At 70.1% G+C, this 12357-nt stretch carries 10 protein-coding genes; 7 read left to right on the top strand and 3 right to left on the bottom strand.

Annotated features, from left to right (window positions below):
- Nucleotides 1-62: 62 nt before the first annotated feature.
- Nucleotides 63-1622, bottom strand: coding sequence for an FAD-dependent oxidoreductase (locus ACZ5NW_RS29385; protein WP_468746969.1), 1560 nt, complete (start codon nt 1620-1622; stop codon nt 63-65).
- A 379-nt stretch (nt 1623-2001) separates the two neighbouring features.
- Between ACZ5NW_RS29385 and ACZ5NW_RS29380 the strand changes: the two genes are divergently transcribed.
- From ACZ5NW_RS29380 to ACZ5NW_RS29360, 5 genes are all read left to right on the top strand, one after another.
- Nucleotides 2002-3222, top strand: coding sequence for a nucleotide disphospho-sugar-binding domain-containing protein (locus tag ACZ5NW_RS29380; protein WP_468746968.1), 1221 nt, complete (start codon nt 2002-2004; stop codon nt 3220-3222).
- A gap of 113 nt (nt 3223-3335) precedes the next feature.
- Nucleotides 3336-4403, top strand: a complete 1068-nt coding sequence (locus ACZ5NW_RS29375) for a glucose-1-phosphate thymidylyltransferase (RefSeq protein ID WP_468746967.1) — start codon at nt 3336-3338, stop codon at nt 4401-4403.
- Nucleotides 4404-4416: 13 nt separating this feature from the next.
- Nucleotides 4417-5400: a dTDP-glucose 4,6-dehydratase gene (gene rfbB / locus ACZ5NW_RS29370; protein ID WP_468746966.1), complete on the top strand. Its 984-nt coding sequence runs from the start codon at nt 4417-4419 to the stop codon at nt 5398-5400.
- 976 nt (nt 5401-6376) lie between these two features.
- On the top strand, nt 6377-7102 hold the full coding sequence (locus ACZ5NW_RS29365; protein ID WP_468746965.1) for a thioesterase II family protein: 726 nt from the start codon (nt 6377-6379) through the stop codon (nt 7100-7102).
- Nucleotides 7099-7896: an AfsR/SARP family transcriptional regulator gene (locus ACZ5NW_RS29360; protein ID WP_468746964.1), complete on the top strand. Its 798-nt coding sequence runs from the start codon at nt 7099-7101 to the stop codon at nt 7894-7896. The genes ACZ5NW_RS29365 and ACZ5NW_RS29360 overlap by 4 nt, the downstream gene beginning before the upstream one ends.
- Nucleotides 7897-8090: 194 nt before the next feature.
- Here the strand turns inward: ACZ5NW_RS29360 and ACZ5NW_RS29355 are convergent, their stop codons facing one another.
- Nucleotides 8091-9557 (bottom strand): MDR family MFS transporter, encoded by a 1467-nt coding sequence (locus ACZ5NW_RS29355; protein WP_468746963.1) that lies wholly within the window; start codon nt 9555-9557, stop codon nt 8091-8093.
- Between the two features lie 151 nt (nt 9558-9708).
- A complete protein-coding gene (locus ACZ5NW_RS29350; protein WP_468746962.1) occupies nt 9709-10314 on the bottom strand; it encodes a TetR/AcrR family transcriptional regulator in 606 nt (201 codons plus the stop codon).
- A 129-nt stretch (nt 10315-10443) separates the two neighbouring features.
- Between ACZ5NW_RS29350 and ACZ5NW_RS29345 the strand changes: the two genes are divergently transcribed.
- Together ACZ5NW_RS29345 and ACZ5NW_RS29340 are read left to right on the top strand one after the other, a co-directional pair.
- Nucleotides 10444-12054: an acyl-CoA carboxylase subunit beta gene (locus ACZ5NW_RS29345; protein WP_468746961.1), complete on the top strand. Its 1611-nt coding sequence runs from the start codon at nt 10444-10446 to the stop codon at nt 12052-12054.
- 20 nt (nt 12055-12074) lie between these two features.
- The gene (locus tag ACZ5NW_RS29340) at nt 12075-12275 is read left to right on the top strand and encodes an acyl-CoA carboxylase subunit epsilon (protein WP_468746960.1); all 201 of its coding nucleotides are present in this window, start codon (nt 12075-12077) and stop codon (nt 12273-12275) included.
- Nucleotides 12276-12357: the final 82 nt, after the last annotated feature.

Here is a 12357-nt window from a genome sequence, read left to right as displayed (position 1 = left end):
AGCGGCTGAAGCGCCCTGGGCCAGCCTCCAGACCAAGCCTCCCGAGCGCCGTGCCCGCAGGGCTAAAGCGCCTTGGAAGGCGCGCCGAACCAGTTGGTCAGCGCCGAGCGCAGCCCCTGCCGCGGGTCCCGGGCGGGCGGCGACGCCGGCCCCGGCGCCGACATCGCCCACGCCACATGGCCGTCGGGCCGGATCAGCAGGGCGTCGGCCGGGGGAGCGGGCTGTTCCGTGCGCGCGGCCACCACGTCCACGCGGTCCTTCCAGCCCTCCGTCACGATGTCGTGCAGCGGCCCGTTCCCCCCGAGGTCGAGCAGGACGGGCCGTCCGGCGTGCAGCAGTTCGGCGAGCCGGGCCGGGCCCTGCGTGGTCCGCAGCGGCAGGTCGGGCGCCCACCGGCCGAGCAGCGGATGCGCCTCGCCGTCGGGCGCGTGGCCCCCGTACCGTACGTCCTCGCCGTGCAGCCGCTCCGCGAGGTGCTGGATCGCCCGGGGCAGCCGCAGCACCTCCTCGAACAGATCGCGCAGTACGGCGGACTCCTCGCCCACGGCCATCAGGACGGCCTGCGCCTTGGTGTGGGCCAGCACCTGCTCGCCCACCGCGTGCCGCTCGTCGTGGTACGTCTCCAGCAGGCCCTCCGGTGCCGTCCCGTTGACCTGCGCGGCCAGCTTCCAGCCCAGGTTCACCGCGTCCAGCATCCCGGTGTTGAGCGCCGAGCCGCCCGCCGGGAAGAGATGGGCGGCGTCGCCGGCCACCATGACCCGGCCCGCCCGATAACGGTCGGCCAGCCGGCTGCTCGCCACCGTCCGCGACAGCCACAGGGGATTGCTCATCGGCAGGTCCGCGCCGAGGATGCGGCGCACGCTGGAGCGCAGCTCGCCGAGGGTCATCGCCGCACCGGCGTCGACGGGCAGTCGGTCGTTCTCGGCCGCCGTCACCACATGCACACCGGGCTTGAACGACATCAGCCCGATCTTGCCGCGCTCCGTGTACGTCCAGCCGAGCCGCAGCCGTCCCGCGCCCGGCACCTCCACCTCGCCGGTCTCCGGCACGAGCAGGGACGCGGGCAGCGAGACATGCCCGATGCGCGTCACGAGTGAGCCGGTCGACCCCGGGAAGCCGATGCCGGCCTGCTTGCGCACGGTGCTGTGCGCGCCGTCGCAGCCGACCGCGTAGGCGGCGCGCAGAGCCCCGTTGCCGCCGGGCCCCTGGGTCTCCAGCGTCACGCCCTCGGCGTCCTGCGACAGGGCCACCACGCGCTGTCCGCGGCGGATCTCAGCGCCCAGCGCGACCGCGCTCTCGGCCAGCAGACTCTCCAGACGGGGCTGCGGGATCACCAGCAGATGCAGCGGATTGTGCTCCAGGACCGACAGGTTGAGGGGGACCGCGCCGAAATAGAACGAGGGGGCCGGACCCACGTGCCGGGACCCCTCAGCGAACCGGTCGAGCAGGCCCCGGTAGTCGAGCAGCTGCACGATCCGGCCGACCAGCCCGTTCGCCTTGGGCTCGGTCCGCGGCTCACTCTGCTGTTCGAGGACGATGGGGCGCACTCCGGCCAGGGCCAGCTCGTAGGCCAGCATCAGCCCCGTCGGGCCACCGCCGACCACCACGACGTCTGAAGTCATCGGGGTCTTCCGCTTTCTGTCGGGGCTGTCAGTTCCCCGCATGCTCCGCAGCGCCGCTAAAAACGCTCTAGGGCTCGCCTTGGCGCCGGGGCTCGTCCCCAGGGCGTGTCGTGGCGAACACCAGGCCACGAATCCGACGACGACCGGGCCTCGACACCCCCCGACGGGCCGGCCTCGACACGCCCCGACGACCTGGCCTCGACACCCCCGACGGCCCGGCTCGACACACCCCGACGGGAGCCGATTAGCAGCGCTTTGGCGCGGATTCAGTCGCGGCGGATCGTATGGAGCCCGCTCAGCACTCCCCTCACCGTGCGCCCGGCGGCCACGGACGGGGCACCATCCGGCGCCGGCCACCGGCGGGGACACGGAGTAACCCATGCGCGTGCTGTTCATTCCCCTGGCTGCGGCCAGCCACTACTACCCGATGGTGCCGCTGGCGTGGGCGCTGCGGACCGCGGGCCACGAGGTGTGCGTCGCGGCCCAGCCCGGCGTCGCCGACGCCGTGGTCCGTTCCGGCATGCCGGTCTGCCCGGTCGGCGCCTCCTACGACCTGCTCGCCGGACTCGGCAAGGCCCAGGAGGTACTGCGCGAGGAGACCGGCCGCAGCCTCGTCGGATTCGGCGAGATGGCCGCCATTCCGGAGGACGTGCGCAGGCGCTACGTCGCCCAGCGCAACGCGGCCCACATCGGCGCCGCCGTCGCGATGGCCGACGAACTGATCGACTTCGCCCGGTACTGGCGCCCCGATGTGATCGTCGGCGACGTGGTCGCGTTGGTGGGCCCGCTGGTCGCCGAGGTCCTGGGCGTCCCCCTCGTCTACCAGGCGTGGGGGCCGCAGCTGCCGGCGATGGTCCGCTTCCCGGGCCACGGCGCACCGGTGGAGACCTGGCCCGTCGAACTCCGGGCGCTGTACGAGCGGTTCGGGGCCACGCCGCGCGCCGTCGGCGGGGTGCTCACGGTGGACCCGTGTCCGCCGAGCCTGCATGTCCATGAGCTGCCCAACCAGTTGGTCAGCCGCTTCGTGCCGTACAACGGCTCCACGGTGGTCCCCGACTGGCTGCGCACCCCACCGGGGCGGCCGCGCGTCGCAGTCTCGTGGAGCGTCTCCAACTTCGCGCACCTCGTCGGTCAGAAACCGCCGCTCGCCGTGGTGATCGAGGCCCTGGACGGCCTGGGCGCCGACGTGGTGGTCATGGCCGCCGCACAGGATCGCGCGGCGCTCGGCCCCGTCCCACCGGGCGTGCGCGTCGAGGAGGGGCTGCCGCTCAACCTGATCGCCGCGACCTGTTCCGTCGCGGTCAATCACGCGGGCGCCGGCACCCTGCTGACCGTGGCGGCCGCCGGAGTGCCCCAGGTGATGCTGCCCCAGGAGCCGGGCCAGTTGCGCAACGCGGAGACCGTGGCCGCCGTCGGCGCCGGCACCCTGCTCCGCGGCCCGCAGACCGAACCCGCACCGATCCGCGCGGCCGTCCAGGACCTGCTCGCCGAACGCCACTGGTCCGAGGCGGCTCAAAAGCTGCGCGACGAGAACGCCGCCCAGACCACCCCCGCCGAGGTCGCCCGGGTGATCGCGGACCTGGTCGCCGCACGGGAGTGACCCGCCCCGCGCATGCCCGTGGCCCACCACAGAGCCCGACGGGCGGGACATCATGACCGGCCCGCCCCGGCACAGATCGTCCCGTCTCCGAAGGATTGGTGTGAGAGACCCCGATGAAATCCCTCGTTCTGTCGGGCGGCACCGGATCGCGGTTGCGTCCGCTCAGCCACAGCATGCCCAAGCAGTTGGTGCCCGTCGCCAACAAGCCCGTGCTCTTCCACGCCCTTGAGGCACTGGCCGCCGCCGGCGTCACCGAGACCGGCATCGTCATCAACGCCGGCAACACCGCGATCCCGGCGGCCGTGGGCGACGGCGCGCGCTTCGGGATGACCGTCACCTATCTGCCCCAGGAGTCCCCGCAGGGCCTGGCGCACTGTGTGATGATCGCCCGTGACTTCCTCGCCGACGACGACTTCGTCATGTATCTCGGCGACAACATCTTCGGCTCCGGCATCGTCGAGGAGCTGGAGTCCTTCCGCCGTGAGCGGCCCGCGACCCAGCTCGTCCTGTCGAAGGTGTCCAACCCGAGCGCGTACGGCATCGCGGAGCTGGACGGCCAGGGCCGGGTCACCGCCCTGGAGGAGAAGCCCGCCCGGCCGCGCAGCGACCTCGCCGTCACCGGCGCGTTCTGCTTCACACCGGAGATCCATGAGGCCGTACGCAACACCAAACCCAGCTGGCGCGGTGAGCTGGAGATCACGGACGCCGTCCAGTGGCTGGTGGACCACGACCGTGAGGTGCGCGGCACGGTGTATCCGGGCTTCTGGAAGGACACCGGAACCCTGCACGACCTCCTCGACTGCAACCGCGTCCTGCTGGAGGCCGTCGAGCCCGGCGTCCAGGGCACCGTCGACACGCTCAGCAGGGTGTACGGCCCCGTGGTGGTCGAGCCCGGCGCGCGCGTCGAGCGTTCGGTCCTGGTCGGTCCCACCGTCATCGGCGCCGGAAGCATCGTCGAGGACAGCTATGTGGGCGCCTTCAGTTCGCTGGGCCGGGGCTGCCGGCTGCAGGACGCGGGCGTGGAGTCGTCGATCATCCTTGACCACGCCGCCGTCCGCGGAGTCCGCACCCTGTACGACTCCATCGTCGGCAAGGGCGGCGAGGTGCGGCTGTGCTCCGAACCCGTCCCCAGGCACCGGCTGATGGTCGGCGACGACTGCCGTATCGAGATTCCCGCGTGAAGGGCACCGGACCATGAAGTACTTCATCACGGGCGGGGCCGGATTCATCGGCGGCCACTACGTGCGCGCCCTGCTCGCCGGCGCCTTCCCGGGTACCGCCGACTGCGAGGTCACCGTCCTGGACAAGCTGACCTACGCGGCCAACCTGGACAACCTGCCCCTGAACCACGACCGGTTGACCTTCGTACGGGGCGACATCTGCGACGCGGCCCTGCTGGCGGACCTGCTGCCCGGACACGACGCCGTGGTGCACTTCGCCGCCGAGTCGCACGTCGACCGCTCGCTCGCCGACGGCACGCCCTTCGTGACGACGAACGTGCTCGGCACCCAGATCCTCCTGGACGCCTGCGCACGCGCCGGTGTCCCGCGGTTCGTCCATGTCTCCACCGACGAGGTCTACGGCTCGCTGCGGCACGGCTCCTGGACGGAGGAGACGCTCCTGGAGCCCAACTCGCCGTACGCGGCGTCCAAGGCGGCCAGCGACCTGATGGCCCGTGCCTATTGGCGTACCAGCGATGTCGCCGTCTCTGTCACGCGGTGCTCCAACAACTACGGCACCCACCAGTTCATCGAGAAGGTCATCCCGCTGTTCGTGACCAATCTGCTCGACGGCCTGGACGTACCCCTCTACGGGGACGGCCACCATGTGCGGGAGTGGCTGCACGTCGAGGACCACTGTCGGGCCCTGCACCTGGTGCTCACCGACGGCCGCGGGGGCGAGATCTACAACATCAGCGCCGGAACCGAGCTGACCAACCGGGAACTGACGGACCGTCTGCTCACGCTCTGCGGGGCGGACTGGAGCCGGGTGCGCGAGGTACCCGACCGGACGGCCCACGACGAGCGGTACTCGGTCGACACGTCGAAGATCCGTGAGGAGCTGGGCTTCACACCGCGCATCGGGCTGGACGAGGGGCTGGAGGAGGTGGTGGCCTGGTATCGCGACAACCGGGCGTGGTGGGAGCCGCTGCGCGCGCGGGCGGCCCTGCCCGCCTGAACCGAATCGCTCCGGCCACGGGTCGCGGGTGCGGTCGCCCTTACCGCAGCCGCGGCCCGTTGTTGAGATAGAGAACCGGTCGAGCGGCCGTTTTCCCTCGCCTTTTTCCGGCCACCTTCCGTGGCTTGTTCGTCGATCTCGGGAAGGCGCTTTTTGTTTCAATTACTGCCCGGGCCTTATCGTCACCCGCGATATGTGGGGAAGTTGTGATGAGTGCCGCTGGATGCGCCCGTGGAGATCGCGCCGCCATCCGATCGCGGCCCGCCGGGCGCGGATAATGTTCGGGGTGACCGACCCGATTGTGCGCGGTGCGCACCGGAATCGCTCGCCCGCTCGCCGTGGTGCTCTGACCTGGCCATTCATGGGATCGACGGCTTCTTTGGCGTGACCCTGCCGCGAGTGCGGCGCGATGGCGGCATGTAAAGGTTTGGTATTTTTGGAATCGAGTCCAATCGATTTCACGCCTGTTGCGCGCTTCTTCCATGCCCAGCTCGGTGAGGTAATGGACGGGTAAGCGGATTGCTGAAGTCCGGGTTGCCTGGAGTGCGGGCTGTTGCTCTTCGATCTCCGTCGTGTGCATCATCCTGTAAGGACCAAACATATTTCCCGGCGACCTGAACGGGTGTGCGTGTGGCCGATGGCCGCCCTGGCCGAAGCGTCACGCCGGCGCCCGTGGAAGGAGGGGGTTGTTGTGTTCAAGGTCGCCACTCTGTAAGTATTTACCGCACAGGCGTTTGGCGGCCGTGGTAGCGGCCCGCTCGCCGAACCGGGGGCAGGAGCGCATACCGCGCGTGGTCGACGGAGATCCCGCACAACGGTCGCCCCCGGTGATCTTCTCCGGAAGATGCCGCCGGACGAAGGGCGGCATCGTTGTCATGCGTTTCTGACGGAGGGATAAGAGTTGTCTCCTACCCCCGACGCAACAGAATCCTGGATGCGGCCTCTCCGGCCCCACGCTGACGCCGCGGTCCGGCTCGTGTGTTTCCCCCACGCCGGCGGATCGGCCACCTACTACCACCCCCTGGCCCACTCACTCGCGGAGATTCCGGGGGCCGAGGTGCTCGCCGTGCAGTACCCCGGCCGGCAGGACCGCCGCAGAGAGCCATTCGTCGACAGCGTCCCCCTCCTCGCCGACCGTGTCACGGCCGCCCTGGCGCCGCTGGCCGACCGCCCCCTCGTCCTCTTCGGCCACAGCATGGGCGCCACCCTCGCCTACGAAGTGGCGTGCCGCCTGCGTGCCCGACGGGCGGAGAGCGAACCCAGCTGGCTGCTCGTCTCCGGGCGCCGGGCACCGTCCCGCTTCCGCAGCGGAACGGTGCATCTGCGCACCGACACCCAACTCGTCGAAGAACTACGCCGCGTCGGCGGCACCGACCCCGCCTTCCTCGACGACCAGGAACTGCTGGACACCATCCTCCCGGTCATCCGCAACGACTACCGGGCGATCGAGAGCTACCGGTGGACCCCCGCGCCACCCCTGATGTGTCCGATCAGCGTCCTGGTCGGTGATCAGGACCCGCAGACCACCCTCGACGAGGCGGCCGCCTGGCGGGAACACACCACCGGTGCCTTCACGTTGCGGGACTTCCCCGGTGGCCACTTCTACCTGGACGTCCACCGGCGAGGCGTTGCCGACGTCGTCTCCGAGGTGCTGGAGCGCGTGGCCCGCCCGATGGAAAGGCTTGGAGGCAACGGACGATGAGGTACGAAATGCTTGGTCCGCTCCGCGTGGTGGACGGGACCCGGTGTTCGTTTGTGAATGCGCGTAAAGTGGAGATCCTCTTCTCGGTCCTTCTCATCCGCGCCGAACAGGTCGTCTCCTCCGAGCAGTTGATGGCGGAGATCTGGGGCGAGGACCTGCCGCGGCGGGCCACCGCGGGGCTTCATGTGTACATCTCGCAGCTGCGCAAGTTCCTGAAGCGCCCCGGCCGCTCCGGCAGTCCCGTCGAAACCCGCGCCCCCGGCTATGTGCTGCACATCGGCGACGACGAGATCGACGCCCATGTCTTCCCCCAACGGGTCGAGGAGGGACGGTCCTTCCTCAGGCAGGGCCGGTACGAAGAGGCCACGCGGTGCTTCGAGCAGGCGCTCGACCTGTGGCGAGGGCCGCTCCTGGGCCCGGGAGGCAACGGCCGGGACGCCCATGGCCCGATCATCGACGGATTCTCGACCTGGCTCACCGAAACCCGCCTGGAATGCCAGGAGATGCTCGCCGAGTGCCGACTCCATGTCGGGCGCCACCGGGAGACCGTGGGCACGCTCTACGCGCTCACCGCCGAGAACCCGATGCGTGAGACCTTCTACCGCCAGCTCATGCTGGCGCTGTACCGGTCGGAGCGGCAGGCGGACGCGCTGAAGGTGTATCAGGCGGCGCGCCGGACGCTGAAGGACGAACTGGGTCTGGAGCCCGGCCGTGCGCTGCAGGAGCTGCAGCGCGCCATCCTCGCCGGGGACAACAGACTGATGACGGTGCCGGCGGCCCGCTCCGAGCGCTGACCCCCGTCCCATCCGGATCCGCCCCGGCATGACGACCTCCTCGACCCCGTGACCCATGACCGCCCTTGCTCCTCCGTTTCCTCCTCCTCACGCCGAGTCCCCCCACAAGTACCGGCAGGTCGAGTGGGGGAGAGGCGAACCCTGGAGAGAGGAAGGGAGGGGCGCGACGGGGGATACACACCCCTCCCTTCCGGTCAGAGGACGGGGACCGACGCCTCCCCGGCGTGCTGTTGCTGTGTCGGCTTGCGGGACGGGATGAACAGCGCCAGCAGGACGGACACGATCACGAACCCGATGACCCACCAGAAGGTGGTGCCGTAGGCGCCGGCCAGGCTGTCGGGCGTGAGGTTCCGCGTTTCGATCAGATGGTCCATGCGGTTCTGGGCCACCAGGATGAGCACGGCCGAACCGAACGACGAGCCGATCTGCATGATGATCCGGTTGGCCGCGCTGGCCCGTGGAATCACCGGCCCCGGGATGTCCCGGATCGCTCCGGCCATGGCGGGCGCCATGACCATGCCGGTACCGGCACCGCTGAGCGCGAGCGCGGCGCCGAGGAGCACGACGTTGGTGTCCGCCGCCAGTTGTGTGCACACCAGCGCACCGACCGCGGTGAGCGCGAGTCCGCCGATGACGAGCAGCCGCGGCGATGTCCGGTCCGCGACCTTGCCGACGAGCAGCAGCGAGACGGCCATGCCGACGCCCTGCGGAGCGAGCAGCAGGCCGGCCTCCAGGGCGCTGTGGTGCCGCACCTGCTGGAAGTAGAGCGGCAGGACACCGACCGCGCCGAACAGGGCCACACTCGCGAAGAACAGCACGGCCGACGACGACAGGAAGCTGCGCACCTTGAGCAGCCGCAGGTCCAGGATCGGGTTCTCGGTGCGCAGCGCGTGCACCGCGAACGCGGCGAGCAGCGCGATCCCGATGGCGAGCGGGATCACCACATGACGGTCGGCGAACGACCCGTACTTGCTGGCCTGGGTGAGTCCGAACACGACCACCGCACAGGCGGGGGAGAGCAGCAGCAGACCGAGGACGTCGAGGCGGCCGGCGGTCGGCGACTTGCGCGAGGGCATGGTCCGCCAGGCGATCGCGATGGCGGCGATGCACACCGGCACGTTGATGAAGAAGATCCACCGCCAGTTCCAGTCGTCGACGATGGCGCCGCCCACCACCGGGCCGAGCACCGGTCCCAGCGCGGAGGGGATGCCCAGGACGCCCATGACACGGCCCAGCCGGCCCGGCCCGGCCTCCTGTGCGAGGACCGCCATGCCGAGGGGGAGCACCATGCCGCCGCCGAGGCCCTGGATGACCCGGAACGCGATGAGGCTGTGGGCGTCCCAGGCGGCACCGCACAGCACGGACCCGAGGAGGAAGAGGCTGATGCTGGTGATCCACATGGTCCGGGCGCCGAAGCGCTCCATGGCCCAGCCGGACAGCGCCATCACGGCGGCCATCGCCAGGAGGTATCCGGTGGTGACCCACTGGATGGTGAGCAGGGTGGTGTCGAACTCCTTGAGCAAGGTGTTGTAGGCGATGTTGGTCATTGTCGCGTCCATCTGCATCATGATCGACCCGAGGGCCACCGTGATCATGAGGCTGATGAGCCGGGGCGGTAGGCGATCGCCCGCTGCCTCCTTGACTTCCGTGGATGCGCTCATCGCGCGATCTCCTTCGCCATCGATAATGTGCGGTAAATGTTTACTGCGCAAAGGGTGTGTAGGTGCATCGTCCGTAAAAGGGTGGGGTGGTGGGGTGACCGGGCCCCGGATGGTCCGGGACCCAACGGCGGGCGATGTCGCCGGTTCGGCGCTACGCGATGGGTGCGGGGCCGGTCATGCCGTCAAGGAGCTGCCCGAGCGTCAGCTCCCGGGTCTTCTCCACGCCGAGTCCGGCGGTCTGACTGCTGATCAGTGCGTCTCCGCGCGGTCCCAGGATCGCGCTGCCGATGAGGGCGCTCATGGCGACACCGTGCGCTATCTCGAAGGGGCAGTCCGCGCGGAACACTCCTTCCTCCTGCCCGCGCTCGTAGAGCTTCTGCAGTTCGGTGGGGAGGGCGTCCGCCGACGGGAGGGGCAGGGTCTGCCAGTCGTTCAGCGATTCATGGAGCCAGAGGCCCACCAGGGAGGGCAGGCTGGCCAGGGCGTCGGCGAGGGCGGTGAGCGCCATGGCCATGCCGTCGTAGGGCGGCAGCTCCGCGGCTCGCTGCAGCGCTGGATGCCAGGCGTCGTGCAGTGCCTTCATCTGGTCTTCGAGAGCGGCTTTGTAGAGGCCCTCCTTGCTGCCGAAGTGGTGATAGATCATCCGCTCATTGACGCCGGCCCGGTCGACGATCGCTTGGATGCGCGTGCCTCTCAGGCCGTACTGGGCGAACTCTTCAGCGGCTGCCGCGAGCAGTCGAGCCCTACTTCCTGTCATGCAGTAAATGCTTACAGAGATCTGTCGGCGGTGCAAGCGTCCGGACGACACCGCGGCTCGGGCGGACGGGCCGGGCCGCACCATCCGGTCCTTAGCCCTGCTTAAGAGCCGGATTCAACGATGAGGTGCATGGCACCTACACAAAGGGCCCGGGACGACGGACCCGCCGACGCGCCCGGTCAGGCGGACGACGGACTGCGCGGCCGCACCGCCGAGTTGCACGAGATTCGTGCGCGGGCGCTGGCCGGGCCGGGTGAGAAGGCGACCGCGGCGCAGCACGCGAAGGGCAAGCTGACCGCCCGGGAGCGGATCGAGCTGCTGCTGGACGCCGGTTCCTTCCAGGAGGTCGAGCAGCTGCGCCGGCATCGCGCGCAGGGCTTCGGTCTGGAGGCGAAGAAGCCGTACACGGACGGTGTGATCACCGGCTGGGGCACGGTGGAGGGCCGGACGGTCTTCGTCTACGCGCACGACTTCCGTATCTTCGGCGGCGCGCTGGGCGAGGCCCACGCCACGAAGATCCACAAGATCATGGACATGGCCATCGCGGCCGGTGCCCCGCTGGTGTCGCTGAACGACGGCGCCGGCGCCCGGATCCAGGAGGGCGTCTCGGCGCTCGCCGGCTACGGCGGCATCTTCCAGCGCAACACCCGGGCGTCGGGTGTCATCCCGCAGATCAGCGTGATGCTGGGCCCGTGCGCGGGCGGTGCGGCCTACAGCCCGGCGCTGACCGACTTCGTCTTCATGGTCCGTGAGACCTCGCAGATGTTCATCACCGGCCCGGACGTGGTCAAGGCGGTCACCGGCGAGGAGATCACCCAGAACGGCCTGGGCGGCGCGGACGTGCACGCCGAGACGTCCGGCGTGTGCCACTTCGCCTACGACGACGAGGAGACGTGCATCGCCGAGGTGCGCTACCTGCTGTCGTTGCTGCCGCAGAACAACCGGGAGAACCCGCCGCGGGTGGAGTCCACCGACCCCGCCGACCGGCGCTCGGACGTGCTGCTGGACCTGGTCCCGGCGGACGGCAACCGGCCGTACGACATGGTCAAGGTGATCGAGGAGATCGTCGACGACGGCGACTACCTGGAGGTCCACGAGCGCTGGGCGCGCAACATCATCTGCGCGCTGGCCCGGCTGGACGGTCAGGTCGTCGGCATCATCGCCAACCAGCCGCAGACCCTCGCCGGTGTCCTGGACATCGAGGCCAGCGAGAAGGCCGCCCGCTTCGTGCAGATGTGCGACGCCTTCAACATCCCGCTGATCACGCTCATCGACGTCCCGGGCTTCCTGCCGGGCGTGGACCAGGAGCACGGCGGCATCATCCGGCACGGTGCGCAGCTCCTCTACGCCTACTGCAACGCGACCGTGCCCCGGATCTCCCTGATCCTGCGCAAGGCGTACGGAGGTGCCTACATCGTCATGGACAGCCAGTCCATCGGCGCCGACCTCACCTACGCGTGGCCGACGAACGAGATCGCCGTGATGGGCGCCGAAGGCGCCGCGAACGTGGTCTTCCGGCGCCAGATCGCCGCCGCGCCCGACCCCGACGCCATGCGCGCCCGCATGGTCAAGGAGTACAAGGCCGAGCTGATGCACCCCTATTACGCCGTCGAGCGCGGCCTGGTGGACGACGTCATCGACCCCGCCCGCACCCGCGAGACCCTCGTCAGGGCGTTGGCCATGCTCCGCAGCAAGCACGCCGACCTGCCCTCCCGCAAGCACGGCAACCCCCCACAGTAGTTCTGCGAAGGGAACAGCAGATGAGCGCCGCCGACATCCTGCGCGTCGAGAAGGGCCACCCCGACCCCGAGGAACTCGCCGCCGTCACCGCCGTACTGCTCGCCCGCAGCGCCCGGTCCGGCCCGGCGCCGGCGGACGCCGCCCCGGACCGGGCGGTCTGGCGCCGCCTGGAACGCGACGGCGGCTTTCCCGTGGCCCACAGCTGGCGATCGGCGGCCTGACCCGCGAAGGGGGCGCGCCCACCGCCCGGTGCGCGGGCGCCGTCACCCGGCGCGCACGCTGTACGGGCCCCCGGCCGCCCGG

This window comes from Streptomyces sp. NPDC032126 (genome assembly GCF_055580085.1).
The sequence above is the reverse complement of the archived record's forward strand: the minus strand, read 5'-3'. Positions and strand labels throughout refer to the sequence as shown.